Source organism: Finegoldia sp. BIOML-A2 (genome assembly GCF_009678315.1).
GTDB lineage: Bacteria > Bacillota > Clostridia > Tissierellales > Peptoniphilaceae > Finegoldia > Finegoldia magna.
Window position 1 is genome coordinate 35,039 of the sequence record NZ_WKZE01000003.1, and the last position, 23,906, is coordinate 58,944.

General features: G+C 33.1%; 30 protein-coding genes. 5 read left to right on the forward strand and 25 right to left on the reverse strand.

Annotated elements, in window-relative coordinates; translation table 11 throughout:
• Positions 1 to 24: 24 nt before the first annotated feature.
• The 7 genes from GKF99_RS04220 to GKF99_RS04250 all read right to left on the reverse strand — a co-directional run bounded on the left by GKF99_RS04220 (position 25) and on the right by GKF99_RS04250 (position 6,383).
• A complete protein-coding gene (locus tag GKF99_RS04220; RefSeq protein ID WP_154272736.1) occupies positions 25 to 177 on the reverse strand; it encodes a hypothetical protein in 153 nt (50 codons plus the stop codon).
• A gap of 201 nt (positions 178 to 378) precedes the next feature.
• The gene (gene mnmA / locus GKF99_RS04225) at positions 379 to 1,479 is read right to left on the reverse strand and encodes a tRNA 2-thiouridine(34) synthase MnmA (protein ID WP_154272737.1); all 1,101 of its coding nucleotides are present in this window, start codon (positions 1,477 to 1,479) and stop codon (positions 379 to 381) included.
• Complete coding sequence (locus tag GKF99_RS04230) at positions 1,472 to 2,560, reverse strand: cysteine desulfurase family protein (protein WP_154272738.1); 1,089 nt, start codon at positions 2,558 to 2,560, stop codon at positions 1,472 to 1,474. The genes mnmA and GKF99_RS04230 overlap by 8 nt, the downstream gene beginning before the upstream one ends.
• A gap of 123 nt (positions 2,561 to 2,683) precedes the next feature.
• The gene (locus GKF99_RS04235) at positions 2,684 to 3,562 is read right to left on the reverse strand and encodes a CPBP family intramembrane glutamic endopeptidase (RefSeq protein WP_154272739.1); all 879 of its coding nucleotides are present in this window, start codon (positions 3,560 to 3,562) and stop codon (positions 2,684 to 2,686) included.
• A gap of 73 nt (positions 3,563 to 3,635) precedes the next feature.
• A complete protein-coding gene (locus GKF99_RS04240) occupies positions 3,636 to 4,322 on the reverse strand; it encodes an ATP-binding cassette domain-containing protein (RefSeq protein WP_154272740.1) in 687 nt (228 codons plus the stop codon).
• A gap of 2 nt (positions 4,323 to 4,324) precedes the next feature.
• Positions 4,325 to 5,368 carry a hypothetical protein gene (locus GKF99_RS04245; protein ID WP_154272741.1) on the reverse strand — a complete coding sequence of 348 codons (1,044 nt, stop codon included), beginning with the start codon at positions 5,366 to 5,368 and terminating at the stop codon, positions 4,325 to 4,327.
• Positions 5,355 to 6,383 (reverse strand): FtsX-like permease family protein, encoded by a 1,029-nt coding sequence (locus tag GKF99_RS04250; RefSeq protein WP_154272742.1) that lies wholly within the window; start codon positions 6,381 to 6,383, stop codon positions 5,355 to 5,357. The genes GKF99_RS04245 and GKF99_RS04250 overlap by 14 nt, the downstream gene beginning before the upstream one ends.
• 139 nt (positions 6,384 to 6,522) lie before the next feature.
• On the opposite strand from GKF99_RS04250, the gene GKF99_RS04255 reads away from it, so the two are divergent.
• Positions 6,523 to 6,714: a DUF4177 domain-containing protein gene (locus GKF99_RS04255; protein ID WP_154272743.1), complete on the forward strand. Its 192-nt coding sequence runs from the start codon at positions 6,523 to 6,525 to the stop codon at positions 6,712 to 6,714.
• 27 nt (positions 6,715 to 6,741) lie between these two features.
• On the opposite strand, the gene GKF99_RS04260 is transcribed toward GKF99_RS04255, so the two are convergent.
• Positions 6,742 to 7,395, reverse strand: coding sequence for a YitT family protein (locus tag GKF99_RS04260; protein ID WP_154272744.1), 654 nt, complete (start codon positions 7,393 to 7,395; stop codon positions 6,742 to 6,744).
• A 410-nt stretch (positions 7,396 to 7,805) separates the two neighbouring features.
• Here GKF99_RS04260 and GKF99_RS04265 point away from each other — a divergent pair, with 410 nt between their 5' ends.
• Positions 7,806 to 8,393 (forward strand): type IV toxin-antitoxin system AbiEi family antitoxin domain-containing protein, encoded by a 588-nt coding sequence (locus GKF99_RS04265; RefSeq protein WP_094207802.1) that lies wholly within the window; start codon positions 7,806 to 7,808, stop codon positions 8,391 to 8,393.
• 144 nt (positions 8,394 to 8,537) lie between these two features.
• Here GKF99_RS04265 and rbr read toward each other — a convergent pair whose 3' ends face one another.
• Positions 8,538 to 9,122 carry a rubrerythrin gene (gene rbr, locus GKF99_RS04270; RefSeq protein ID WP_094207803.1) on the reverse strand — a complete coding sequence of 195 codons (585 nt, stop codon included), beginning with the start codon at positions 9,120 to 9,122 and terminating at the stop codon, positions 8,538 to 8,540.
• An 82-nt stretch (positions 9,123 to 9,204) separates the two neighbouring features.
• Positions 9,205 to 9,465, reverse strand: coding sequence for a G5 domain-containing protein (locus GKF99_RS04275; protein WP_094207804.1), 261 nt, complete (start codon positions 9,463 to 9,465; stop codon positions 9,205 to 9,207).
• Positions 9,466 to 9,569: 104 nt separating this feature from the next.
• Between GKF99_RS04275 and GKF99_RS04280 the strand changes: the two genes are divergently transcribed.
• Entirely contained in the window at positions 9,570 to 10,373 is an 804-nt protein-coding gene (locus GKF99_RS04280) for a YdjY domain-containing protein (RefSeq protein WP_241673567.1), read from the forward strand.
• A 108-nt stretch (positions 10,374 to 10,481) separates the two neighbouring features.
• Here the strand turns inward: GKF99_RS04280 and GKF99_RS04285 are convergent, their stop codons facing one another.
• The 12 genes from GKF99_RS04285 to GKF99_RS04340 form a co-directional block, all read right to left on the reverse strand.
• Positions 10,482 to 11,099 carry a hypothetical protein gene (locus GKF99_RS04285; RefSeq protein ID WP_094206549.1) on the reverse strand — a complete coding sequence of 206 codons (618 nt, stop codon included), beginning with the start codon at positions 11,097 to 11,099 and terminating at the stop codon, positions 10,482 to 10,484.
• Positions 11,100 to 11,176: 77 nt separating this feature from the next.
• Complete coding sequence (locus GKF99_RS04290; RefSeq protein ID WP_094206550.1) at positions 11,177 to 12,157, reverse strand: hypothetical protein; 981 nt, start codon at positions 12,155 to 12,157, stop codon at positions 11,177 to 11,179.
• Positions 12,154 to 12,669: a prepilin-type N-terminal cleavage/methylation domain-containing protein gene (locus GKF99_RS04295; RefSeq protein WP_094206551.1), complete on the reverse strand. Its 516-nt coding sequence runs from the start codon at positions 12,667 to 12,669 to the stop codon at positions 12,154 to 12,156. The genes GKF99_RS04290 and GKF99_RS04295 overlap by 4 nt, the downstream gene beginning before the upstream one ends.
• The gene (locus GKF99_RS04300; RefSeq protein ID WP_094206590.1) at positions 12,644 to 12,967 is read right to left on the reverse strand and encodes a prepilin-type N-terminal cleavage/methylation domain-containing protein; all 324 of its coding nucleotides are present in this window, start codon (positions 12,965 to 12,967) and stop codon (positions 12,644 to 12,646) included. The genes GKF99_RS04295 and GKF99_RS04300 overlap by 26 nt, the downstream gene beginning before the upstream one ends.
• Entirely contained in the window at positions 12,951 to 13,427 is a 477-nt protein-coding gene (locus GKF99_RS04305; protein WP_094206552.1) for a prepilin-type N-terminal cleavage/methylation domain-containing protein, read from the reverse strand. Before GKF99_RS04305 ends, GKF99_RS04300 begins: the two co-directional genes overlap by 17 nt.
• Entirely contained in the window at positions 13,417 to 13,968 is a 552-nt protein-coding gene (locus GKF99_RS04310; protein ID WP_094206553.1) for a hypothetical protein, read from the reverse strand. The genes GKF99_RS04305 and GKF99_RS04310 overlap by 11 nt, the downstream gene beginning before the upstream one ends.
• Positions 13,969 to 14,053: 85 nt before the next feature.
• Positions 14,054 to 14,704: a Crp/Fnr family transcriptional regulator gene (locus GKF99_RS04315; RefSeq protein ID WP_154272746.1), complete on the reverse strand. Its 651-nt coding sequence runs from the start codon at positions 14,702 to 14,704 to the stop codon at positions 14,054 to 14,056.
• A gap of 143 nt (positions 14,705 to 14,847) precedes the next feature.
• Complete coding sequence (locus GKF99_RS04320) at positions 14,848 to 16,191, reverse strand: sodium-dependent transporter (protein ID WP_094206555.1); 1,344 nt, start codon at positions 16,189 to 16,191, stop codon at positions 14,848 to 14,850.
• 13 nt (positions 16,192 to 16,204) lie between these two features.
• Positions 16,205 to 17,494, reverse strand: coding sequence for a glycine/betaine/sarcosine/D-proline family reductase selenoprotein B (locus GKF99_RS04325; protein WP_094206556.1), 1,290 nt, complete (start codon positions 17,492 to 17,494; stop codon positions 16,205 to 16,207).
• A 9-nt stretch (positions 17,495 to 17,503) separates the two neighbouring features.
• Positions 17,504 to 18,790 (reverse strand): glycine/sarcosine/betaine reductase component B subunit, encoded by a 1,287-nt coding sequence (locus GKF99_RS04330; protein WP_094206557.1) that lies wholly within the window; start codon positions 18,788 to 18,790, stop codon positions 17,504 to 17,506.
• Positions 18,791 to 18,806: 16 nt separating this feature from the next.
• Positions 18,807 to 19,157 (reverse strand): GrdX family protein, encoded by a 351-nt coding sequence (locus tag GKF99_RS04335; RefSeq protein WP_094206558.1) that lies wholly within the window; start codon positions 19,155 to 19,157, stop codon positions 18,807 to 18,809.
• A gap of 194 nt (positions 19,158 to 19,351) precedes the next feature.
• On the reverse strand, positions 19,352 to 20,110 hold the full coding sequence (locus GKF99_RS04340) for a YoaP domain-containing protein (protein WP_154272747.1): 759 nt from the start codon (positions 20,108 to 20,110) through the stop codon (positions 19,352 to 19,354).
• 173 nt (positions 20,111 to 20,283) lie between these two features.
• Between GKF99_RS04340 and GKF99_RS04345 the strand changes: the two genes are divergently transcribed.
• Entirely contained in the window at positions 20,284 to 21,015 is a 732-nt protein-coding gene (locus GKF99_RS04345; RefSeq protein WP_154272748.1) for a TraX family protein, read from the forward strand.
• Between the two features lie 122 nt (positions 21,016 to 21,137).
• Here GKF99_RS04345 and GKF99_RS04350 read toward each other — a convergent pair whose 3' ends face one another.
• Positions 21,138 to 21,332 carry a hypothetical protein gene (locus GKF99_RS04350; RefSeq protein ID WP_094206464.1) on the reverse strand — a complete coding sequence of 65 codons (195 nt, stop codon included), beginning with the start codon at positions 21,330 to 21,332 and terminating at the stop codon, positions 21,138 to 21,140.
• A gap of 191 nt (positions 21,333 to 21,523) precedes the next feature.
• Between GKF99_RS04350 and mnmH the strand changes: the two genes are divergently transcribed.
• Complete coding sequence (gene mnmH, locus GKF99_RS04355) at positions 21,524 to 22,543, forward strand: tRNA 2-selenouridine(34) synthase MnmH (RefSeq protein ID WP_154272749.1); 1,020 nt, start codon at positions 21,524 to 21,526, stop codon at positions 22,541 to 22,543.
• Between the two features lie 64 nt (positions 22,544 to 22,607).
• On the opposite strand, the gene GKF99_RS04360 is transcribed toward mnmH, so the two are convergent.
• Together GKF99_RS04360 and GKF99_RS04365 are read right to left on the reverse strand one after the other, a co-directional pair.
• Positions 22,608 to 23,516, reverse strand: a complete 909-nt coding sequence (locus tag GKF99_RS04360; RefSeq protein WP_154272750.1) for a hypothetical protein — start codon at positions 23,514 to 23,516, stop codon at positions 22,608 to 22,610.
• Between the two features lie 33 nt (positions 23,517 to 23,549).
• Entirely contained in the window at positions 23,550 to 23,906 is a 357-nt protein-coding gene (locus GKF99_RS04365) for a hypothetical protein (protein WP_316515872.1), read from the reverse strand.

The window sequence follows — 23,906 nt, forward strand, 5'->3', positions numbered from 1 at the left end:
AACACTATCCACTGACTATCTTCTTTAACACAAAACATTTATAATAGTTCCACCTGGTCCATTTACCTCATTAGATACTTGAGGATCAATAGATTCATTCATTATTTCTCCAAAAATATCTTCATAATCAAGTTCTGAAAAATTCAAAATATTTTTTTCGTTTACAGTAACTTCCATAATTGCCTCCTTGTTAATTTGTAATTAAATTATAACACACTAAAACGTTTTTGTAAATTTTTTCTTCTGAATTAAAATTGAAATTAAACTGTCTTCAATTTTTTAATATAATTTCCCTTCAAAATTTTATAAATCTTGAACTATTAAATAAAATTTTTTCCACAAAAAAATCCACCAGATTTTACAACCTAGTGGACTTGCTTATACCATTAATTTTTTATCTCCATTGTACACTTCATCTATTATCGCAGAGCCGATGCACACTTCGCCGTCGTAGAACACTGCTGCTTGTCCTGGTGTTACGGCTTTCGTGTCATCATAAGTGACTTCCACATGAGTGTCGTCGATGAATTTTACGTGCGCTTTGATGTCTTTTTGTCTGTATCTGAATTTGGCTGTACAGTCGAACTCATTTCTGTCCAAATGATTAAGCGATGTTTCAAATTGACTGGCGTATAATTTGTTGGAGTACAATAGCGGATTGTCTTCTCCTTGGCATACGATTAGTTCATTTTTCTCCAAATTTTTCCCGCACACAAACCACGCTGCTCCGTCTCCGCCAATTCCAAGCCCTCTTCGTTGACCGATTGTGTGATACATCAGCCCATTGTGTTTGCCCATTATATTTCCATCGACATCTACGATGTTTCCTTGTTTCGCTGGTAAATAATGCGACAAAAATTCATTGAAGTTTCTCTCTCCGATGAAGCAAATTCCCGTAGAATCTTTCTTGTCAGCCGTAGCCAAGTTATATTTCTTCGCTATCTCACGCACTTCTTTTTTTTGAAGTTCTCCAACTGGAAACATTACGTTTTTGATTTGGTCTTGCGTAAGTTGGCTTAGAAAATACGTCTGATCCTTGTTATTATCAAGCCCACGAAGTAGCTTCACTCCGTCATCACATCGTTCAATTCTAGCATAGTGACCCGTCGCCACATAATCTGCGCCTAGCTTCATCGCAAAATCCAAGAACGCTTTGAATTTGATTTCCTTGTTGCACATTATGTCGGGATTGGGAGTTCTTCCTTTTTTGTATTCGTCCAAGAAATAAGTGAACACTCTGTCGTAGTATTCCTTCTCGAAATTAATCGAATAATAATCTATGCCGATTTCATTCGCAACAGCGACCGCATCCTTGTAATCTTCTTCTGCCGTGCAGACGCCATCATCATCTGTCTCGTCCCAATTTTTCATGAAAATTCCCACGACATCATAGCCTTGTTGTTTCAACAAAAGTGCCGCCACTGACGAATCCACGCCCCCACTTATTCCTACTACTACTTTTATTTTCGAATTATCCATTGTATTTTCCTTTTTCGTACAAATCATTTAACACATTCACTGCCTTCAATATTTCTTCTTCTGTATTTTTAAACCCAAAGCTAAACCTCACCGAATGTTCTGCCCTTTGTCCGTCGTACATATTTTCAATCACATGTGAATTCGTGATGCTACCCGCAGAACAAGCAGACCCTGCTGACACGCACACCCCATGCATATCCAAATAAGTCAACAAGAAATCATTCTTCTCAAACGGAATGTACAAGTTCAAAATATGAGATGCAGAATTATCCACGTTACCATTAATTTCGTATTTGAATTTGATGTTTTCAATGAAAATCTTCTTCAAATTTGCAATATACTCACGTTCTTCGACAGATTTTAAAAGAGATTTCTCCAAAGTAAATGCCCCCATCACAAAAGAAGTGCCACCTCTTCTGTAATTTTCTTGCTCACCTGCATAAATCAGATTATCCAAATCCTTCCTTATATACAACACCCCGAATCCGTTGAGTCCTCCTAGTTTGTGTCCCGAAAACGACAACGAATCGCAGTGCAAATCCTCAACATCGACATCAACATGACCCACCGATTGAGTCGCATCGATATGATACCAAATGTCCGTATCCTTCAAATATTCTCCAAGTTTTTTCACAGGTTGAATAACTCCCGTTTCATTGTTTACATGTTGAAGAATAATTAGCTTTGTATTAGGTGTGATGTTTCGAATAATTTCATCGCAATCAACCACACCGTTTTGTTGTGCATCTATCAAAATTACATTAGATTTGTTGTGATCTAGTGGATTCAAAATAGATGGATGTTCAATTTGTGATGTGATAATATCGTAATTCTCATCAGAAAAATTATTGATAATATAATTGTTGGATTCGCTCGCACCACTTGTGAACACAATCCTATCATCCGTAGTATTCAAAAACTTCGCAATCTCATGACGGGAATTCTCCAAAGTCTTCTTCGCAAGTCTTCCCATTTTGTGAATACTATCAGCATTCGCATCAAAATCCATCATATTATTCATAATATATTCAATAAGCTCCACCCTTTTCAAAGATGTCGCCGCATAATCCAAATAAATCATAATCTAACCTCTCTTACATGCTATTATACTATAGTTTTTCAACAAAAAAATCAACATCTGATTACAATAAACAAAAAACCTCAATGCGTATTTACACATCGAGGTCTGTCGATAATTTCAAATTTATTCTTTTAAATCTTCGTAATTCAAATGTCTGAGTTCTCTCTTCTTTTTGAAATCCTTTAAGAAAACAAACATCAAAATCATGCACACAAGCATTACAATTCCAAAAATCGAAGCAAAACTTTGAACCACAGCCTCATTCGAAGAAATAACCACGCTGAAAGTGTTGTTAATCATGTGAAGAAGAATGGAAGCGTAAATGCTTTCTGTGTAATAATACACCGCACAAATCACAATTCCTCCGATTAATGCATACGCTCCTTGGAACAAATTAAAATGGAACACTCCGAACACAATCCCATTCAGAATAATCGCCCATTTATAAGGAAGAAGTCGTTCGTTTTCTGTGAACAAAGTCCCACGCAACATCAACTCCTCTGAAATCGGAGCGAAAATCGTAATAGCAAGAACCGACAACATCATATTGCCCTTCATCAATTGTTCAGATGCCTTGTTATAAACTTCAAGGCTTGACACAATTTGTGGGAAGAATTTGCCCAAATACATCATCAAAGCAACAGTAATATTGATAAGACCCATAAGACCAATTCCCACCACGAAAAGCTTCAAAACTTCTGAAAAAGTAATCTTTCTTTTCTTTAAGTAATCCCTATTGTATTTCGTTTGAAAAATCTTCGTTCTAAATTTAATGATTAAAAGGAAAATAATAATCCTTAGGATTTGTCCACATAGAAGAAAAGCCGCCCCGTTTTTCGCATAAAAATCTTGGAAATTACCATCAAATCCTACAAATTGGGCAACAATTCCTCCAATCACTCCAACAATAAGCTCTGGAATTACGAACAAAAGCAAAAGGATAACTCCTTGTAAAATCGCAATCAAAAGATTAGAAAATTTTAGTTTTTTTGTATTCTCCATAAATACCTCCAGTTAATTATATATACCCAAGTTTTCTTGCAATTAAAAATCAAGCACAAGGCTTGATTCAAAATTATTCTTCATTTTTGTGAAACTTTCCATCTTCCAGTTCATATTCCGCAAAATCTTGTTTTTTCAAATTATCAGTCAAATACTTGTCGTGACTGACAACTACGATAGTTTTTGATTTTCTTTTCAGAACTTCGATATATTCTATCAGCTTGTCCTTCATTCTAAGATTAAGTGTGTTCGAGGGCTCATCCATTAGAATAACTGAAGGGTCATTCACCAAAGCTCTTGCAATGGTCACTTTTTGTCTTTCCCCTCCTGATAGATACTTCACTTTTTTGTTCAAAATCTCCGTTATTTCAAATTCTTCGCTAATCTCTTGAATTCTTTGTTTCCTGTCAGCTCTCTTGTATTTCGATGAATAGATTAATGGTATGAGAACATTATCGTAGGTAGTCTCTGATTCTATCAAATTGTATTCCTGAAAAATAAACCCAAACACTTCATTCCTATATTTAGACATATCTTTTTCGGTAAAATCCCCAACTGATTTGGAATCCAGAATATAATCTCCTGAATATTTCTTATCCAATAAACCCACAATCTTCAAAAAAGTAGTCTTACCTGCTCCGTTTTCTCCTGAGATAATGATATTGTCCCCATCATTTATATTCATTTCAGCATTATCTAATACAAGGAGTTCTTCGCCATTTGTGTTGAATTTTTTGGTCAAATTTTTTATTTCTATCATAATCAATCACCTATCAAATCAATCAGATCGCTTTTTTTCAAAATCAAATACATAATTATTTCTAATATCAATATACATAAAATCATGTAAATAAACGCCACTACCGAAAAAGTATTAATTGCAAATCCATTTAATACGAAAAGCAAACAAAATGCTGCAACATTTACTAAAACTACAAAAACGGAGTTTCGTGTCATAATATCCTTGGTTCTAGCTCCTGATAAAATGTGGATTTTGTACTCTTTTTGTAGGCTTTTTAGCATATATTTGAAGAAAATCACAAAACTCAATATCGTTATACCCATCGTAATCAGACAATATGGAACAATGTATTTGAAGATGTATGTATTTTCATCGTCGTCGTATTTTTTATTTGTGTTATTAATGACCATTAGCTTGTTGCCATCGAAAATCTTCTCAAATTCTCTGTCAACACCTTTATTTATCTCATCTTCTGAAAACTTTGCATTCTCAATTAAATCAAGTATATCTGCATCACGAAACTTGTAGCCACTAACATTTTTATATTTATCAGATTTTATTTCCAATAATACTCTTTTATCGTAATCAATATAGCTTTTGATTTCTTGATTCATCATATCATAGTTCATCGCATCATGAGAAACCACTTCAAATTCCGCCTCATTCTTCAAATCAGTCACATTTTTATTACCAACTAACCAAAAAACTCTGCTCTTAGTGTTTTTGTTGAATTTTCCATACAACACAATTATATCTGTATCGCAATTTCTACAAAGTGATGAATTCGTGGTATAAGTGTGCCCGTTTTTTGAAAATATATCGTCCAGTTTTTTTCCATAAGTATTCGAATAATCGTATCCCTTGTCATCAGTTGTCTGTAACACAACAGCGCTATATGAAGGCTGTTCACTTAATTGAAACTCCTTAAACTTATTTCTCAAATAAGAATCTGTTGCAGATTCCACAATTGTTCCCAATGAGAAAATTAAAAGCAACATCAAACAAAACACAACTTTATTTCTGAAAACATCTATTAGCCCTAGTTTAATATTATCTTTTATCATACAAGACCTCTTTTTCAAACTCATCGTAGCTGAGTTTAGCTCTTAAAGCACTCAAAATCACAGTCAATATTATTAAAATAATCTGCAATTGCAATATAAGAAAAATCGTGATTTTGTTTTCATTAATAATTGCAAGATATCCATACGTCAACACTGTTGATATTGCACATGTTATAAAACTATATCCCAAGGCTTTTTCAATGAACATCTTCATGATGTCTTTTCGTTTTGCACCAAAATTCGCGCTAATAATTACGAATTTCTTGTATTTGTTCAAAAACATCCACAATGCAATTGCATACATTGCCAAAGCCATAACTGTGCTATTAGTAATAAACTGAGCATACACCTTGTATTCTGGATATGATTTTATTAAATCCCTTAGAGTAAGCTTGTCGTACATTTTGATTTCTTTTCTCTTGTATCCGATTTTTTCAAGAGATTCTGCAACCGATTTCAATGACTTATCATCACTAGAGTCTATGTAAAGTGTTGAAATGTTTTCTGGTTTAATTGTGAATAGATTTCTCACTACATCGACTTTTCCATCATTAGCAATGAAAGATTGAACATCAAACATATTAATTATCTCAGTATGATAATTATCTTCTACTTCTTTTTTATCGTAATATGATATTTTCCCTTCTACAAAATAAGTCACTGGATATATCAAAATAGACACGTTGTTTTTGTTTTTGTAATCTTCTTTTGAGAAATATCTAAATGTAGTTGGATCAATTATTTTTGTAGAACCCATATAGTATTTCATCACTGGATCATATATTGCAACATCTTTGGAGTTTTTTATTTCAGCTACAACTGATATGTTTTCATTCATATTAAGAAAGTCAAGGCTATGATTATTATTGTTTGATTCAAAAGCTATAAATTTGTCACTCATAAAATAAGGAGAAGGTTTTCTGTTGTTACCATATAAATAATTAAATCCAAATATCAGTATCGAACTAGTCAGAAATATCAATAGGATTATTATTTTATTGTCTTTAAGTCTCATATCTCCCTCCTTTGATTTTGCGCACCGTTTTCTTAACCCGATTATATATCTTATTATTGTATTTGTAAATCATTTGATATATTATTTTAAAATTTGGGGTAATAATCTATTAACAGAAAAATAAATTGAGGAGATTATTATGAAACAAAAATACGAATACAAATACGTTGAAGTGAGAACTTGTGGATTAGCATCAGATGATTATAAAAAAATCATAGATGATTATGCCAAGGAAGGTTTTAGGTTTGTGACTACTATCAATAAAACTAAAATCGGTATTGGAAACAATCCTAAAATTGATTTGGTGTTTGAAAGAGAATGTAAGCAATAAAAAAATCAAGCACAAGGCTTGATTGATTTAAGCTTTTGATACGGCTTGATTTGCCATTTTGATTTCTGAATTTGGAAGTTCCACTTCGAATTGTCCTATCAAAAATGATGATATTACAGTTGTCAAAAGTGAGAACATAATTCTGTCGACTGGAATGTATAAAAGTGACAGTGCCAACACTGTTATATCCGAGAACAAATACGCTAATGATATTTTGAGTCCCGATTTAGTGGATATCGTCATTGCTAAGGCGTCATCGCCACCTGCTGCTCCACCTTCACTTACTACAAGTCCGCATCCTAATCCGATACAGATTCCTCCGACAATACTTGCTAACAATGGCATATCGTACATACTTGGCAACACCGGCCCTATAATATTGAAAAATTTCGCAAATACGGCAAATGATATTGTGGCTACGAAAGCTTTCTTCACAAAATCAAATCCCATTATTGAAAATCCAAGAACGTAGCAGCTCACATCCAATACTACTGATGTTATTGATTGGTCAAATCCGAAGATTTTGTTCAAGAACAACATCATTCCAAGCACTCCGCCCTCAGTTACGCCTGATTGTTTATGTACGTTCACTACTGCGAACGCCATTATTGCACATCCTAAGATTATTTTTAATAATCCTTTTTTACTTAATCCGAAAAATTTTAGCATTCTACTAAGCATATTATCTTCCCCCGTTTAGAAATTAGGAAGTTAAAATTGACCACGAAAAAAAGACTGCGGTTCAAGTTTAACTTGCCTTTGCAATCTCTGGTTTTGATGCTTTTTTGTTTGCTGATTTTTTCTTGTAAAAACTCTGAACCTTATTGTTCTTTTTAGCCTATAAGAGTATCACATCAGATGCTTTCCAGGCTCTTTATCGAGCAATAGTCATCAGATAAAAACTACCAAATAATTGTATTTGGTACCCATAGATAAATAATTACAATGAAATTATATACTATTTTTAGCTAATTGTCAATGTTTTGGGTAAAATGTTGGAAAATTGTGTGTAAAATTTTGGTATGATTTGTGTGTTGTTTACACTTTCGCTTTAATATTGTATAATTAAAGCGAAAGTGACGGTGAGATATATGAATGCATTGAAAAATCATCTAGAAAATAATTCAATAATTACAAATGAAGATGCGATGAAACTTGGCTATCACAGACAATTTTTGTCAGATTTATCAAATGTTGGCAAATTGGAAAGGCTACGACCTGGAGTTTACCAAGTTAATGGAGAATTGACTGATGATTTCGTTCTGATTTCTTCTAAAAGCAAGAGGATCGTTTTTTCACATCAAACAGCGTTATATCTTCATGATTTATCAGACAGGACGACAAATATTTTTCATATATCCGTTCCACAGGGTTATAATGCCAGTCATATTAAAAAAAGATATAAGAATTTGAAGTTGCATTATATTCAAAAAGAATTTTTTGATGTGGGAATTTCAGAAATTGAAACTCCATTGGGAAATAACGTTGCTGTCTACGATATAGATAGGACGATTTGCGATATTGTAATGAACAGGAAAAAAATTGATACTCAAATTTTCACGGATGGAATTACAAGATATTTTAAATCAAATAACAAAAATCTTAGAAGACTTATTAAATACAGTAGGATGTTTAATATTGAAGAGGATGTAAGAAAATATATAGAGGTATTATCGTGATTAATATAGAAAGCATCAAAGCAAAGATAAGAAATTTAGCGAAGAATATTATTTGCGAAAAAACTAGTAATATTTAAGACAAAAAGTCCTCAGAGGTTTAAAAGTAACCTTTGAGGACTTTGATTTTACTAATATTGTCTGATTTTAATAAGTTTCTTTGAAGATTTCAAAGAATCCTTGTGGGTGATCACATGCTGGGCATTTCTTAGGTGCTGTTTTACCTTCGTGAATGTAGCCACAGTTATTGCATTTCCATAAGTATACTTCTTCTCTTTCGAATACTCTATCTTTTTCGATGTTTTCTAATAATTTTCTGTATCTTTTTTCGTGAGCTTCTTCAACTTCTCCGATTTCAGTGAATACGCGTGCGATTTCCTTGAATCCTTCTTCTTCAGCGATTTTTGAGAATTCTGGATACATTTCAGAATTTTCGAAGTGTTCTCCTTCTGCTGCTGATTTTAGGTTACTCTTAGTGTCTCCTAAGTGAACTGGGAATCCTGCTTCGATTTCTATTTCAGCGTCTTGTAAATCTTCAGCCAAGAATTTCATGAATCTTTTTGCGTGAGCCATTTCATTTCTTGCTGTTTCTTCAAAAATCATAGAAATTTGAACGTAGCCTTCTTTTTTTGCTGTGTTAGCAAAATATGTATAACGCATATTTGCTTGACTTTCCCCTGCAAATGCTGCCATTAAATTAGTAGCTGTTTTTGTACCTTTTAAGCTTGCCATAATATTTCCCCCTTGTAAATTTGAATGAATTCAACAATTCATTTCTACTATAACTATACCACAAACCAAGAATTTTATCACATTATATATCTGATTTTGTGACATCCAAATCGTTGACTATCCCTTTTGTTCCGACTTTTATCACAGTTGGAGAGCCTTCTTCGATTATTTCTTCTTTTTTAATTGTAGGTTGTCCGTTGATATTTTCGTAGTACAATTTCTTGATCGTAGGCGTTCCTTTTTTTATTACGATTTCCTCTCCTTGACGCATATTATTGTCGTAAATTTTCGTAGGTTTGGGATTTTCCTCTACAATTGCCACGTCTTCTCCGTATTTTTTCACAAATATCACCTCTTTCATTATTATACCGTAGATTTCATTTATTTACTCAGCTTATAAATAGTATGTTATTTATTAGATTTTGCAATAAATGAAGTGATGAAACTATGATAAAATATAGATATAATATTAATGAGGAAACAAATAACAATAAACAATTTTTAAGAAAAGAGATGACTTTAATGAAGAAATTCAAAATTTTGGCATTATTATTAATGGCAAGTTTAATGTTCGCAGGATGTTCTAAGGAAGATAATAAACAAACTTCTTCTACAGAACAAAAGACAGAAGAAAAAACTGAACAAAAGAAAGAAGAAAAAACTGAAGAAAAGACTGAAGAAAAGAAGGAAGAAGCACAAGAACCAACTGCTGATAATCCTATGATTGTTGACGAAGCTAACAAACAAATCAAAGTTTACGCTGAAGTTAACGATAAATTCAAAAAAGAAAGCACAATGCATGCTATTGTAGCAAAATCAGGTAAGAACAACGAACAATCAATGTTTGTATCTTATTCTAACCAAAATGATTTGTACGATGCATTAGAAAAAATCGGTGCAAAACCAGGCAACAACGTTACAATGGATAACATGGGAAAAGAAGCCGTTAAAGGTGACAAGATCGATATTTCATTCAAATTCCAAGGTTCTGATAACGAATTAGGAATCAACGATGTAATCAAAGATTCTTCAGGAAAAGAAATCGACATCAGATTTGGTGGTAACCAAAAACCAGCAAAAGATATGAATACAGGTTGCATGACATGCTTACAAAGTTGTCCTTTGGGAATAACTTCAAACGCATCACAATTAATTGGCGCTGACGAAAAAGACGGAGTAAAATACACTTTGGCTGATTCAGTTCCAGCTGATAAAACACCTGTTGTTATCACTTATAAATTAGCTAACTAACCATTTCATTTAAAATTCTCTATTTAAAAAGGTAGGCTTTGAGGCTTACCTTTTTAATTTTTGTATGTATTTGCATTCAAAAAACGCCCACAGTTGTGAGCGCTTGTGTTATAAGAAAACAATGTTTGTAGTTTCTATCCAATTTATCACTATGTTGTAAATGAAAAGTCTAACAAATCTCAACCCAATATACAAAGACATGAATGTGATAATGACGTAAGGTATTTTCTCAAATTTGAAGTTTTTGATGTTAAGTCCCAAGAAAAACAACAATATAACGAAAGCTTCTGCAATAACAATGTAAACTCCCAGTGGATAAAGTGCCATTGACATCGCTGCTTGAAACATAACTAATAGCAATATGCTGTAGTTTTCGTCTTCTCGCCAATCATCTTTTACGAAAAACTTGTTAGCTACTCTGTAAATTATTTTGAATTTAAAAATAGCAAACGCAAATATGAACACGCATCTTAGCGCAAAATAAATGTATCCTACAAGATAGTTTCTTCTGATAAATGCAATTGTGTCAAAGCTTGAATAATATTCCAAAATAGCTGTGATGATAAAAGCTAATAATCCCATTTTAAACAAGCCGTGTTTTTTATTTTTGAATCGATTTTTCGGAAGTTCCAGTGTTTCTCCCATGAACTCGAAAATCTCGTATACATTATCGTAAAGCTCAGATTGTTTGCTATTCATTTCACCTATTTTTTTAAACTTATTCATAAGCAAACCCTCCCTTTTTCGCTTATCATATATATATTATACATCATTTCAAAGTAGAGTTTCAATCATTCCATCGATTATTTGTAATAACTACCCGCAAACTCGTATTTTTTACTCGTGTATATTGTTTTGTCTTCTGTAAATTTTATGTCGACCTCTTTCGTTGATAAATACTCTCCATTTACTTTGTAGTTATCTTCGTTGGAATTTTTGAGTATCAATATTCCATTAACCGTAATTTCAGGAGTTTTTTGAACTTTTTCATTTTTCACATAATAAACATTACACTTATCGATGAACACTCCATCTATTGTAACATCGTTAAGTATCGTGATATCTTCTGAATCAATTAGAATGTTTTTCTCTTTTCTGGAAAATTGTACTAATTTAGTCAGAAATTCATCATCTATTTCTATTTTTTTATCTCCTTCATTTTCTTCAGAGCCATTTTCCTTTTCATCTTCCGAAACTTCTTCGTTGTTTTGATTTGTCTTTTCGGCTACGAATTCATTGTATTTTTCATCAGCAATCTTTTTGTCCACGAAATACGTTTCATCATTCAATGAAAATATTAAACAATCTTTTATTCCGATGCTTTTCTTTCCTTCAATGATTTCCGGCAACAGTTCATTGATTTTTTCTTCTGATATAATTCTTTTTTCAAAAGGATTTTTCCTATTATACACCATTCTAGTCGTTACTCTGGATCCTTTATTGTCTGGATATTTGCTTGTAAATGAGAAGATTTTTGTTGCTCCATCTTTCTCTTCGTAATAATCGACCTTAGTCTTACTACTTAGTTCTGGGATATCTGTGATTTGAATGTAAAATGTGTCACTTTTAGAATTTTTCTTCAATTCTTCATCAAAAAGTTTCCTTTGATTGATGATTCGAACCTTTGAATAAGCAATCGCCTTGGCTTGAATGTAGTTGTATTTGTAGGCGTTCACAGTTCTGATGTTTTTCACTTGAACTATCAAAAACGCAATGACAATCATCAACACGAATATCATGTAGAGAGCGTAAATTGTGATGTAGCCTTTGGATTTTCGTTTCATTTTACCTTATCTCCGATGTAGACTACCAGTTTCTTCCCATTTTCTTTTAAATAAATATAGTTGTCGTCATGACTAAATGTGAAATCATCGGCGTTGTCCTTGAGTTTGTTCTGAGTTATCCTACCGTTGGGCCCGTGTTCTTTTAAATCATCAAAGCTACTGGGATCTGTAAAAGCGTATCGTATGATTTTGCCGTTTTCTTTTGTAAAATACACATAGTTTTGCTTATCATCAATATATTTTACTAGTACAAATCCCATTGATTGGTCGAAATGAGTCCAATTAGGCTTTTCTGTAATTACAGACCTCGACCTTTCGATTTCGTTTTTTATGTAATATGCGCAGTGGTCGACATCGTCCACGTTGTTTTTCAGATTTGCACTTGACTGCATAATTTTAAAATTAGTCTTAAACGATAGGAAAATCACACCCAACACTACGGAGAATATGAACAAACTCACCATAACTTCAAGCAACGTAAATCCCCTACTTTTCTTTGTAAAATGACACATCTTTCGTGATATCTCCATTAGTTACACTGACATTTACCTTAACCAAATCTCCCACATCATCCTTTGTTACAACGACTTTTGAATTCTCATCAACAATTGAATCATCCACATCATCGTGCGCTTTCAAATATTCTACAGAATTGTCCAAATCACGTAGCACAACATTTTCAGTGTAGGATTTATCCTGCATCGTAATCACATTTTTAAGCTGTGGATAGTACACTACGACACAAAGACTCACCAAAAACAACGCAAACAAAACCTCAAGCAGTGTAAATCCCTTATTTTTTCGTCTCATCCACATCCACTCTCCCTGTCGCTATGTAACAATTAATCTTGTATGTTTTGTTTTTGTTTTTGGTTTCGTAATAAATAGTCGGAAAATGTGTCGCTGCAGATGATTTGGATATATTTGCGCCAATATTTCCAAGGTCTATAGTATTTGCTCCATCTTTATTTAATCGAAATGTCCCATTTTTCAATTCTCTTTCAAAAAGATTCTTCATTTTATTAGAATCGTAAAAATAATAGTAATTTGTGTCGAATCGAAATTGAATACTTCTTCCCGAATTCATCGCAACACTTCTGGCACTTTTCAAATCGCTAACAAGCGTATTAATCTCTTTTCTACTTGCAACATCAGTTTTGAAGTCGTATTTTAAAACGCAAGTCATAATCACAACAGAAATAATGAACAGACTCACCATCACCTCTATTAAACTGAATGCCTTAGCTTTCATTTTTAATCTAGAAAACATTTCCCATCACCACATACAACAAAAAAGAAGACCAAATCACAGGAATGAATGCAATCTCCTCATTCTCTTCTTTTCTTAGAATATAAATCAAAGCCCTGATTCCACTAATAATCCCAAGATAAAACACAAAACTCACCAAATCAGTGAAACTTTTGCTCATGCCAAGTCCTAGAATAATCAAACAATCCACATTACCCATAAACTTTTCCTTAGTGAAAAAATTAAGCATCAAAATAACCAATAATAGCAGAAAACTCGTCAGGAAAAATCTCGAAAACACAGAAACAATAATACTACAAATGATGAAAAACAAAGCATTAATCCAGTACACCTCATTAGTTTTGAAATCATCAACCATCATGTCGCTACAGCCAAGTAATAAAGCAAAGTCGTAGTTTGATGTAGTATTCGTAATGCGGAAAATCGCATACAAAAACACCGAAATCAACGCAAACACTCCAACGTTTTTGATGGACAATCTCTTCAAATATAAATCCATCAAACACTTAGCTATCAACATCAAAACTATTATGGTTTCCATATTTTCCTCCATAACAATATTATATTATATTTTTAGCTAAAATAAACATTTTTTGTAAAGTATTGGTTGATTTCAGTCGATAAAGCTAGTCAATCATTTTTCGTAAATAATCGCGCTCTATCACAATTATATCCATCCCTTCAATATAAATCGCCTTGTCTTCAGCGAACTTCTTCAATTCTTGATTCAAGCTTGGTCTGTTGACGCGAAGAATATCTGCAAGCATAGTTTGTGAGGTTGGAAGTTTCAAATAATCCACTTCTTGCAAATGGAGTATCCAATAAGCTAGCCTCTGTGATACTTTTGAATATTGAGTCGCTCTGATTACAAGCTTGTTAAAACAAGTGTATTCGGCTACAAATTTCAGTATATTTTTCGTTAGGACGATGTCTGTATCCATGATTTTCTCAAACTCTTTTAGTGGCAAGAAGTACACTTTTGTTTTCTTGGTAGCATATACATCGTATGGAAACTTTTTAGTGTGTCCAAAATACAAGTAAAAGGGAAAAGCGTCCCCAGCAAAATAGTATGAAGACACTATTTCCTTTCCATTTATGGTGTATTCACACGCTTTTAAGCAACCTTTGTCAATAAACATTGCATGCTTCAAATCTTCTTCCTTGCTAAGAACCTTTTCACCAGATTCATAGTTTTTCGAAAAAACATCTAATTTAAGTAGCTCTCTCTTTGATCTGTCCGATATATTATTGAATAGTTTAAAGTCTAATATTTTCATTTAAAACCCTCTTCTCTTACTTAAATTCTAACAAAAAAATTTTTTAGTGTAAATCATTTAACTAATATTTTACACATCAAAATACCAGAATTAGAATGATATCTAACTCTGGTATTTTATATAAGAGATATGAAATTGTTTTACTAGAATATTCCTAGTCCTTTAAGGAATATTATTATCAATACAAATGGTAAAACATATGATACGTATTTCATAAACTTAGGCACTTTTATAGAATTTGCTCCGTTATTTACATCTTCTCTAAATACATCGAATTTCCATTTGAATAAAGTGTAAAGTATCAACGCTATAGCGCCAAGTGGCATTAATATATTTCCTGATAAGAAGTCTGCAAAGTCAAACAAGTTTTTGTCCATTATTGTGACTGACTTTAGTATGTTTTGTCCAAATATAGTTAACAATCCCACAACAAATATTGATGTTAGTGCGTAGATTACGCCTTTTTTCCTGTCAATATTAAGTAATTCAGTAAATGATGAACTTACAGGTTCCAAATATCCTAATGCGGATGATAACGCTGCAAAGAACATCAATAAGAAGAACAATACTCCGAAAAATCTTCCGAATGGCAAATTCATAAACACGTTACTCATAGTTACGAATAATAGGTTTGATCCTGAATCTGGTTGTAATCCTAGTGCAAATACTGCTGGAAATATTGCAAATCCAGCGATAAGAGCTGCTAGTGTGTCAAATCCTATAACCATTAATCCATCTGTTGGTATGTCTGAGTCTTTGTTAAGATAAGATCCGTATACAAATGCACCACCACTTGCGATTCCTACTGAGAAGAAGCATTGTCCTAGTGCTGCGAGTATAGATTCTGCATTTATTTTCGAGAAATCAACGTTCATATACCATTTAACACCTTCCACTGCATTTGGAAGAGTTATTGATCTAATTACAACTGCTATTAGCATTATAAATAATGCTGGCATCATAAATTTACAAGCTTTTTCCAATCCGTCGTTTAAGTTTTTAGCTGAAATGACACCAATTATGATTGTACAAATCAATGTAAATATTAGAAGCGTCATTGGAGAATCCAACATTTTACCAAAGTTTTCAGTGTACTGTGCTGCTGTAAATCCTGTCATTTCACCTGTAAGCATCTTTACAAGATAGTTTAATATCCAACCCATTATTTGAATGTAGTAAGTTAGAATGAAAAACGCACTCAATACTCCAAGCCAACCGAAACTTACCCAAGGGCTGCCTTTTTTAGTTAGATTTCTCATTCCTGCAATTGGACTCGCTTGCGCTTTTCTACCAAGTGTAACTTCCATATAGAATAGAGGTATCCCTATGAACACACATATTAGAATATAAACTAATACGAACGCTCCCCCTCCATTTGTACCAACTAGATATGGAAATCTCCACACATTTCCCAATCCAATGGAAAATCCAGCTGCCGCCATGATATAACCAAATCTACTATTCCAATTACCTCTATTGTCGCTCATAATTACACCCCCATTAAGACTTAAATATAGTCGGTTTGTCGACTTTTGTTTCTAATGCCTTGATTGCACTTTCGACCAATTCTTCTCTTAAACCATCTTCACGAGATTTCAATTCTGGATTACCGACTGGGTATGGAATTGCGACTGTAGGTACAATTCTGTTTGCTCCTACTGATTGTGAAATTGTAGTTATAGTAGCCATATGAACTATAGGGATACCATATCTTTCGATTTCTTTTACCATCGTTGCACCGCAACGCGTACAAGTACCTCAGGTACTAGTCATTATAACGCCGTCAACTTTAGCATCTTTCAATTCTTGTCCAATTTCCTTACCAAATCTCTTAGCATTGGCAACAGATGTTCCTGTTCCTGTTGTAGTGTAGAAATATTTGAACACATTTCCTATTACGCCTTCTTTTTTGAGTCTTGTAAGCTGATCCAAAGGTGCAACTCTGTCTGCTTTTGCATTACAATATACAGGGTCAAATCCACCGTGGATTGTTATGAATTTACCTTTTAATTCATCCAAATCACTTACATCGTATTTTGCCCATTTTTGAGCTGATGCTGATTGAACTTTGTCAGGGTTTCCTTCAGGAACAACACCACCTGTTGTGATAAGTGCTATAGTAGCCTTACTCATGTCAGCTATTGGAGCTGCTGGTTCAACTTCGTCAAATTCTGGCATTGGAAGTTCTGTTTCAAATTCTTCATCGTTAAATCTCTTAAGAAGCATTTCCACTGCACGACGTGCACCGATTTTGTCAGAAAATTCTGTCAAACGTCTACCTTGTGAAAGGTAATTATCTTCTTTTGGAGAAAGTTTCTTTCCTTCAATAATTTTATTTGTCAAAGTAACCATTTCTTTTATGGCTTGTCTCATTTTTGCTGCAGAATCCGCAGTTTCAATGATGTAGCTGTGAAGTCTACACATATCTACAGCTGGGTTTTCAATGTACATTCCAGTTACAAGTGGGATGTCTTTGTCTTTTAATAAATTGATAACTCCAGAACACGCCATACCATATCTACCAGCGTTAAATGCAGGTCCTGCTACGACAATATCAGGTTTTATTTTTTCAAATACATCCAATATAAATTTGTCTGATTCTTCTTTATGTTCGTTGTAATAGTTGTCACCACAAACGATAGTTCCAACAACTTGACCATCTACCAAAGCCTTATCAAAAGCTTGCGCACAACCGATCGGTTTGTCTTCAAAATGAGGCTTATAATCAGCTTTGTCTTCTCCTCCTATTTGTCCAAAAAACTGATTTACATAATATAATATTTTTTTCATAAAAACCTCCTAGTAAAGCTTAACTGTAAGATTGTGGAATCCTATTTCAGATGTAGAACCAGTAACGGCGTTAAGTTCGCATACGATAGTTCCTTTTTCCTCATCCAAGCATCCATCCCATCCACCAGCCAAGTTCTTAATGGCTTCTACATTACCAATAATTTTATCCGGCTTATCCAAATGAACAAGATGAGATACATTTCCCGTAGATACTACAGCACACGCTTCCTTCTTAGCATCTGCCAAAGGTTGAGAATCTCCTGCCCATCCAGCACATTCATCAGTAATAAGTACCGATTTTATTCCGGCTTTTTCTAATCCTGAAGATATCATAACCAAGTCAGAGTCTGGATTACCATAACCTTCTTCAGAAATTACTACACCATCTGCTGCTAACATCTTGCAAAGCTTAACAGTGTAATCGCAAGTTCTAAATTTACCATCCAATGTAGTAAGTTCTGGAACCATAATTTCTCCTACAAAATTAATATTTTTGCCATGTTCCTTGTACAATTCCTTAATTACTGAGTTGTTTTGGTGTTGATAAGTTGTGATTTTATCGCAAGCAGCTACACAGTTACCGCTTACAACTGCACCGTCTAGCTCTTCATTAGGATGAAGAAGTGTAGGTAAAATCTTCTTAACATCTACTCCGTAAATGTACACATCGTGAAGTAAACCTTGTGCAATCATCATTTGTGCATACACGACTCTTGGAAGATCTTTAAGTCTTTCTGCTTCTGTTTTAATATCTTGAATTTCGAAGACTTCTGAATTATCACACTCTACATTTTCAAGAGCATATCCCAAGTATTCGGCTGACTTCAAACCTACAAGTCTAGCACAAGTTTCGTGTTCGTGAGGTTCGATATCTTTTTGAACTTTAATATCCACAACCACATTCAAAGTCTTGGAAAATGGAGTGTAGTCTGCTCCTTCTCCCCACATATCTATAATTCCTTCTTGGAAACCAACCACATCTCCTACAGTAACCACAGCGACATTTTTCATGATTTTAGTAATACCGTCCCCAAGTTGTTCGATTTCACCTGTAACACCTGGGAACTTATTAGTTCTACCAACTCTAAATCTAGGTTCAATACAGTCTTTAACTGGAATAATCCTAGTTTTTTCGCCAGGTTTAGCCAAGTCAATGCTAATTTCTGTTACAAAATCGACATCCTTTAAAAAATCGATCATTTCATCTTTGTTGATAAAAAGAGTCTTATTTTCTACCTTGGTAGTATCAGAAAATTTAACATCTTCAATCAGACAGTTTTGATATTCTAATTTCATAACCCCAACTCCTTCATTAATTCTCTATACCTTCTTTTAGAAGAACCGCATCGAGAGTACAATAATCTTCACCATTTCTGTAATCTGGCTTTCGAACTCCCATAGTGTTGATATATTTTTCGATAGAGTTTTCAATAATTTCAATTGACCTTTCCGAAAAACCTTTTCTCATAACTACACTTCTAACCGGCGAATAAAACATCCTAATCGATGCAGCTAGAGGATGAGTAACCAAAGAATACCCCAAATGTGTGAGATCTCTTACCTTATAAAGCACATCCAAATATTCCCCGTCGATATTAATAGTGTTGTCGTATTCGTTAATTACATAACTATTATTAGTAACAATTACTATATCCTTTTCCATAACCATCCTCCTTGTACTATTATTAAACCATATTTCTTGATAAAAAAAAGTTAGCACACTAACACTAATTAAAGTAATTGTTAGTGTGCTAACACAAAACAAAAAAATTTAGTTATAAATTTCATTTTTTAAATTTTAAGTATCAGGTAACGGTTAAAATATTTTATCCTATACTCTCAAATCAATATTTTAAATTAACTATTTTTAACTTTTTCAATTAATTTCAAAAATTTCTTTTCATTCTGTTGATCATTGGTAATCCATTTTCCATCATAAAACAACGCATAAGTTGTGCATGGAGTGGGAGCTATTTGTGCTTGTTCTTTGGAATGGATGTGAATTGTTTTGAAGGAAATGTTGTTTTCTTGTGCAATTTTCTCTATAATAGGCACGTATTTGGCATTAAATGGGCATTGATTGGTATAATACAAGACAAATCCTTTTTCTTCGATGTGTGGATTTTTGGCTTGTGTTTTAAATTTCGGGATTGAATTATTTTCATCAAATGGCAAATACATTAGATTTATTCCACAGTCAGACTCATCAGCTACACGAAATCCTTTTTTTGATAAATATTTTGGATCAGATAGGAATGGCTTTTTCTTTTTAGAAGAAAGTATACACAGGCCAATTTTACCTTGTGATTTTGCGTCTTGGATACATTGATTGAGCAAATCATTTGAATATCCGTGGCCTTTTAAAGCTCCTGAAACCCAAAAACAATCAATATACATATAATCATCTGCTTCAATTGGTATCCACGCATTTTCAGCTGGTATGTATTCAATGAAACATTTACCCCTTTTTTCTGATTTGATGAATACAAGACCATCGTCAAAGCAGCTTTTCATCCATTCTTTCTTCGAACAAACTTGAATATCTTTGTTGTTTGATAATGCACAACATATATGTTCATTTTCTATATTGTCTTTTGTTACGCGTATATATTCCATGAATTTTCACCCCATTTTTATTTTATTATATACTATTTTAAAGGTTATATACTCTTTGTTGTGTATGTATAATTTATCGATTTAGTTATTCTCTTAATTTCTATAAATGAAAATATTGCAAATTTGTTCAAATTATTATATCATACAGTATACTCAAAATTTAAGGAGGACAAATGGACATAAATAAAAGATTTGAACACGATAAATTAAAAAAATTTCAGATATTTAACGCAGCTCAGCTAAAATACATTGCGTTTACATCGATGCTGATAGATCATGTTAACAACTCGATTGTAACGCATTTTTTAAATGGAAAAGGAGCATTGTTGTATATCTCTAACTTTTTATCGATATTAGGAAGAATTGCATTTCCTATTTTTATATTTTTCATTGTGGAAGGATTTTTCAAGACGCACAACAGAGCAAAATATCTTCGAAACTTGTTGGTTTTTGGGATAATTTCAGAAGTTCCATTCGATATTTTCACATCGAAGGTATTATTCGATCCGTACTGGAACAATATGATGTTCACGTTGGCATTGTGTCTTGTAACTGTGTGGATAATCGATCATATTAAAGATAAGTTTAAAAACAGGATACTTTGGTATATCGCATCTGTTGCAATCGTCGCTGTTTTCGGATTCTTGGCAATGTATTTAAGCTTGGACTACGATTATCACGCGATAATTCTAGCTTACTTGTTCTACATTTTCTACGACAAGCCTGTTATTTCCGCGGGTCTTAGATATTTGTCGATTATCAAAGAATTGTATTCCTTCTTGGGATTCGCCTTTACTGTGACATACAACGGAGAACGCGGAAAACAAAACAAATTGGTAAATTATCTATTCTATCCAGTTCATATATTGATACTTGGACTTATTAGAATGTATTTTAATTTTTAATTGAGAACTTGCGATTTGCAAGTCCTTTTTTTACTGAAAATACCCTCATTACTGGTTATTCCAATAATGAGGGTACATTTTTTTACATCTATCAACAATTTTTAATATTCACCTTCTGATATCTACGCTCTATTCTCATATCCTATAGAGAAAAATAGAATTGATATAGCTACTAATACAATTGATAACGGTAGCGCTTTGGCTGCTATGAATTCTGCAATATAATCACTAAATATACATATTTTTATTACATATAAAGTGATTAATGCAAAACTTACTCCCAAACACCATTTACAAATATATTCAATATTTTTCATAGTCACACATCTCCTTTTGATTAATTTAATTTTATCATAATATTTTCTTTTTATCACTAGTTTTAGTTAGATTTTTGTATTATTGAACACCCTATTACCTATATAATCAGCCAAAAAATTTCCACTAATTTATTTCCAACACCTTTTACAAACGCACTAAAAGGTGTATAATTAGTACCTTGGAGGCCAAAATGTTCGTAGCAAATACTTATGAAGAACTTATAAATATGGAAAATATAATATTTGTCGATGTTAGAAGCGAGTACGAGTTTCAGAAAGAAACCATACCAGGATCTATTAATATTCCGATACTAAATAACGAGGAAAGAGTGGAAATCTCAACGATTTATGATGCAGGAGATCACGAATGTGCAAAGAAATTGGCGATAAGATATGCATCTGTAAAACTAGAAGACATTTACGTGAAGTTGTTGGATTTGAGCGAAAATCACAACGTGTGCTTGTTTTGCTACAGAGGTTCCATGAGAAGTACTGTGCTTTTTAACATAATGAAATCAATGGGACTTGACATTTACAGGCTAAAAGGAGGATACAAAGCGTATCGTAAATATATTATTGAAAACTTAGATAAGCTTATTAATTCACACGAATACGTAAATATCAAAGGCTACACTGGTGTTGGCAAGACAGAAATTCTGAATATTTTAGAAAATTCTCGCAAAAACGTCCTCAACTTGGAACAACTTGCAAACCACAGAGGCTCCATCCTTGGAAATGCCGGATTGAAAAATCAACCATCGCAAAAAATGTTCGAAAGTTTGTTGTTTGATAAGCTCAAAAGTTTTGATAATGAACCTGTTTTTGTGGAATGTGAAAGTAGCAAAATAGGAAGAATTAATGTTCCCAAATCTTTGAGACAAAAATACAACGGTTCACATCATCAAGTTATGATAAATTCAAGCCTTCAAGATAGAATAGATAGAATAAAAACAGATTATTTGAAAAATTCTAATGCTTTGGAGGATATCAAAAAAGGGATAAATCATTTGTCCAAATACATTGGCAAGAATAACTCCTCCATTTTGATTAATAAACTAGAGGACGAAGACTACGATTATGTGATAGAAAGCTTAATTACAAAGTACTACGACATCAATTACGCAGTCAAATCAAAAGATTTTGAGCTGGAAATAAATAATGAAAATAGCGAAAAGTGTGCTGAAGAAATAATGAAATTTTATGCAAAATAATTCTGTATAAATATGTGTTTTGGATACAGCAAAAGCAGATGCCGTATAAGACATCTGCTTATTTTTATTTTTTGTAAGTTATATCGTTTCTCTTTGCAACTCTTTGTATGTTTTTTTGGTGAGTTTGTAATCTTTTAAGCCTTTTATCGTAAACTTTGTCGATTCTATCGTGGATTAGATCGATCTTTTCAGCGCTTTCAACTCTTTCATCCAACAAAGTTTTTAGCTTTTCTTTGAGGTTGGTTTCTCTTTCAATTCTGTCTTCTAATATTTTGGCGCTGTTTTCGATGAAGGATTTCTTGATTTCCACTTGTTCTATCCTGTCACGAAGTGCACTTTTAAGTCCCGACAAATCAGCTTCAAGCGTTTGTGATCCTTCCAACGCTTTGAGCTTGACATCTTTTCTGATTTCTTTCAAGTAGGATTCCATTTTTTCTTGATATTCAATTATATATCTAAATCCATAAGCTTGTTTTACTGAAATCACAACATCTACAGCAAATATCGCGATAAGAATGTAAATCACGAAGTTGTAGTTGCTGTTTTTGATTTTTTCAGTGAGTTCAAGTATGTATTTGTTGGAATAATTCATCATGAATATGGACATTACTCCGAAAAACAGTGATGATCTGAGGCATATTAGCCCTTTGATGTTCATAAATCTTTCTGTGTAATCCCAATATCTTACTTTGAATATTTTTTCAATCAAATATCCTGTTACGAACTCCAGTGCCGTAGCGATTATAAGTCCTGAGAAAAATATTACGATGTAGGAGTCGTTGAATCTTGCTATTGCGTGGTCCACAAAAAGCGTGATGAACACTGCTCCAAATCCATATATCGGAAGTAATGGTCCGTACAAGAACCCCCTGTTTGTGAGTTTCTTTTGTCCAGCGCTTACCCAGATTACTTCCCAAATATATCCGATTACTGCATAAAAGAAGAACATATATATGAAATTAATTAACTCCATTTTATCTCCTTATAGACAAAGATAGGCTTTCACCTATCTTTGTGTTTTTGATTTATTTTTGTATATTATTGTATAAACTAGATGTATGATTATTGCAAACGCAAATGGCATATATATTCTACTCAATGAAAATTCTTTCAAATATTTGACTATTGCCATTATGGAAACCACTGCACTTGCAACCAAATACAATCTCAATTCCTTCAAAGATGATATGTCCTCATCTCTTCTGTCGTAAATCATTTTAGTCACGACTAATAACGATGCTACGAAAACTACTAGCATAATTCTTGTGAAATTCTTACCTGATACTGCGATTTCTACTAAAAATCCAGAAAACAGCAAGAATATGACATATGTTATTAGCGTGAACAGTCTATTATTTTTCAC

What these genes read in the sequence shown, in the direction of transcription:
- GKF99_RS04220 (WP_154272736.1), bottom strand. Translation starts at nt 177, where the DNA reads ATGGAAGTTACTGTAAACGAAAAAAATATTTTGAATTTTTCAGAACTT.
- GKF99_RS04315 (WP_154272746.1), bottom strand. Translation starts at nt 14,704, where the DNA reads ATGAAAATATTAGACTTTAAACTATTCAATAATATATCGGACAGATCA.
- GKF99_RS04280 (WP_241673567.1), top strand. Translation starts at nt 9,570, where the DNA reads ATGATAAAATATAGATATAATATTAATGAGGAAACAAATAACAATAAA.
- GKF99_RS04330 (WP_094206557.1), bottom strand. Translation starts at nt 18,790, where the DNA reads ATGAAATTAGAATATCAAAACTGTCTGATTGAAGATGTTAAATTTTCT.
- GKF99_RS04295 (WP_094206551.1), bottom strand. Translation starts at nt 12,669, where the DNA reads ATGTGTCATTTTACAAAGAAAAGTAGGGGATTTACGTTGCTTGAAGTT.
- GKF99_RS04290 (WP_094206550.1), bottom strand. Translation starts at nt 12,157, where the DNA reads ATGAAACGAAAATCCAAAGGCTACATCACAATTTACGCTCTCTACATG.
- GKF99_RS04265 (WP_094207802.1), top strand. Translation starts at nt 7,806, where the DNA reads ATGAATGCATTGAAAAATCATCTAGAAAATAATTCAATAATTACAAAT.
- GKF99_RS04285 (WP_094206549.1), bottom strand. Translation starts at nt 11,099, where the DNA reads ATGAATAAGTTTAAAAAAATAGGTGAAATGAATAGCAAACAATCTGAG.
- GKF99_RS04345 (WP_154272748.1), top strand. Translation starts at nt 20,284, where the DNA reads ATGGACATAAATAAAAGATTTGAACACGATAAATTAAAAAAATTTCAG.
- GKF99_RS04320 (WP_094206555.1), bottom strand. Translation starts at nt 16,191, where the DNA reads ATGAGCGACAATAGAGGTAATTGGAATAGTAGATTTGGTTATATCATG.
- GKF99_RS04360 (WP_154272750.1), bottom strand. Translation starts at nt 23,516, where the DNA reads ATGGAGTTAATTAATTTCATATATATGTTCTTCTTTTATGCAGTAATC.
- GKF99_RS04350 (WP_094206464.1), bottom strand. Translation starts at nt 21,332, where the DNA reads ATGAAAAATATTGAATATATTTGTAAATGGTGTTTGGGAGTAAGTTTT.
- GKF99_RS04260 (WP_154272744.1), bottom strand. Translation starts at nt 7,395, where the DNA reads ATGCTTAGTAGAATGCTAAAATTTTTCGGATTAAGTAAAAAAGGATTA.
- GKF99_RS04310 (WP_094206553.1), bottom strand. Translation starts at nt 13,968, where the DNA reads ATGGAAACCATAATAGTTTTGATGTTGATAGCTAAGTGTTTGATGGAT.
- GKF99_RS04235 (WP_154272739.1), bottom strand. Translation starts at nt 3,562, where the DNA reads ATGGAGAATACAAAAAAACTAAAATTTTCTAATCTTTTGATTGCGATT.
- GKF99_RS04250 (WP_154272742.1), bottom strand. Translation starts at nt 6,383, where the DNA reads ATGAGACTTAAAGACAATAAAATAATAATCCTATTGATATTTCTGACT.
- GKF99_RS04340 (WP_154272747.1), bottom strand. Translation starts at nt 20,110, where the DNA reads ATGGAATATATACGCGTAACAAAAGACAATATAGAAAATGAACATATA.
- GKF99_RS04245 (WP_154272741.1), bottom strand. Translation starts at nt 5,368, where the DNA reads ATGATAAAAGATAATATTAAACTAGGGCTAATAGATGTTTTCAGAAAT.
- GKF99_RS04240 (WP_154272740.1), bottom strand. Translation starts at nt 4,322, where the DNA reads ATGATAGAAATAAAAAATTTGACCAAAAAATTCAACACAAATGGCGAA.
- mnmH (WP_154272749.1), top strand. Translation starts at nt 21,524, where the DNA reads ATGTTCGTAGCAAATACTTATGAAGAACTTATAAATATGGAAAATATA.
- GKF99_RS04300 (WP_094206590.1), bottom strand. Translation starts at nt 12,967, where the DNA reads ATGAGACGAAAAAATAAGGGATTTACACTGCTTGAGGTTTTGTTTGCG.
- GKF99_RS04230 (WP_154272738.1), bottom strand. Translation starts at nt 2,560, where the DNA reads ATGATTTATTTGGATTATGCGGCGACATCTTTGAAAAGGGTGGAGCTT.
- GKF99_RS04335 (WP_094206558.1), bottom strand. Translation starts at nt 19,157, where the DNA reads ATGGAAAAGGATATAGTAATTGTTACTAATAATAGTTATGTAATTAAC.
- rbr (WP_094207803.1), bottom strand. Translation starts at nt 9,122, where the DNA reads ATGGCAAGCTTAAAAGGTACAAAAACAGCTACTAATTTAATGGCAGCA.
- mnmA (WP_154272737.1), bottom strand. Translation starts at nt 1,479, where the DNA reads ATGGATAATTCGAAAATAAAAGTAGTAGTAGGAATAAGTGGGGGCGTG.
- GKF99_RS04255 (WP_154272743.1), top strand. Translation starts at nt 6,523, where the DNA reads ATGAAACAAAAATACGAATACAAATACGTTGAAGTGAGAACTTGTGGA.
- GKF99_RS04305 (WP_094206552.1), bottom strand. Translation starts at nt 13,427, where the DNA reads ATGTTTTCTAGATTAAAAATGAAAGCTAAGGCATTCAGTTTAATAGAG.